This window comes from Baia soyae (assembly GCF_004341445.1).
Lineage (GTDB): Bacteria > Bacillota > Bacilli > Thermoactinomycetales > Thermoactinomycetaceae > Baia > Baia soyae.
Genome location: NZ_SLXV01000092.1, coordinates 1 through 1,014, shown reverse-complemented (window position 1 = coordinate 1,014; position 1,014 = coordinate 1). Strand labels below are relative to the sequence as shown.

The following is a 1,014-nucleotide window of genomic DNA, read 5'->3' as shown; positions in this document are numbered from 1 at the left end:
CAGACCGCAGACAAAGTCTATTTTATAGACAAGGTTTGCGGTCTTTTTTGTCGAATTCTAATTATATAGAATCGACTACATGGAGGGATAGCTTTTGTTATCCAAACAAAGAAAAGACGGGCGAGATAAACAAGAACTTATTGCTTTAGAGCAACTAGTACCTGCGGACCATTTGGTCCGCAAGATCGAAAACAGTATTGACTTCGATTTCATTTATGGACTGGTGGAAGATAAATATTGCTTAAACAATGGTCGACCTAGCGTCGACCCTGTGGTTCTTGTGAAAATAGCATTTATCCAATATTTGTTTGGAATTCGTTCTATGAGGCAAACCATTAGAGAGATAGAAACCAATGTAGCCTATCGCTGGTTTATCGGATATGGCTTAACAGAAAAAATCCCTCACTCTACTACCTTCGGTAAAAATTATGTCCGACGGTTTCAGGGTACAGATGTATTCGAAGAAATATTTTATCGGATTCTGCAAGAGGCTATGAATCTAGGTTTTGTCGACCCAGATGTTATCTTTATTGATTCAACCCATGTCAAGGCAAGCGCAAACAAAAAGAAGTATTCAAAGAAAGTCGTAGAAGCTCAAGCTAAGGATTATCAAGAAAAGCTGTACCAAGAGATTAATCAGGAACGAGCGCAGAACGGAAAAAAGCCTCTAGCTCCTAAAACAGCAGGAATGAAAGAAGTAAAGGAAAATAAGACCGATCCTGAGAGTGGATTATTCATAAAAAATGAACGAGAGTCTATGTTTGCCTACTCCTTTCATACTGGATGTGACCGAAATGGATTTGTTTTAGGAGCCCTTGTAAAACCAAGTAATGTTCATGATAATCAAGTATTTCAACGTTTATACGATAAGATCAAAACTGCTGTTACAAAACCTACAGCAGTTGCAATTGATGCTGGTTATAAAACTCCTTATATTAGCAAGTTATTATTTAATGACGGGGTTCGCCCCGTCATGCCATACACAAGACCTAAGACGAAAGATGGATTCTTTCG

Annotated in this window: 1 protein-coding gene; it reads left to right on the top strand. The window is 38.3% G+C overall.

The features are described from left to right. Positions 1–94 precede the first annotated feature (94 nt). Positions 95–1,014, top strand: a 920-nt coding sequence (locus tag EDD57_RS14250) for a transposase (RefSeq protein ID WP_165873861.1), incomplete at its 3' end; no start/stop codon positions are given.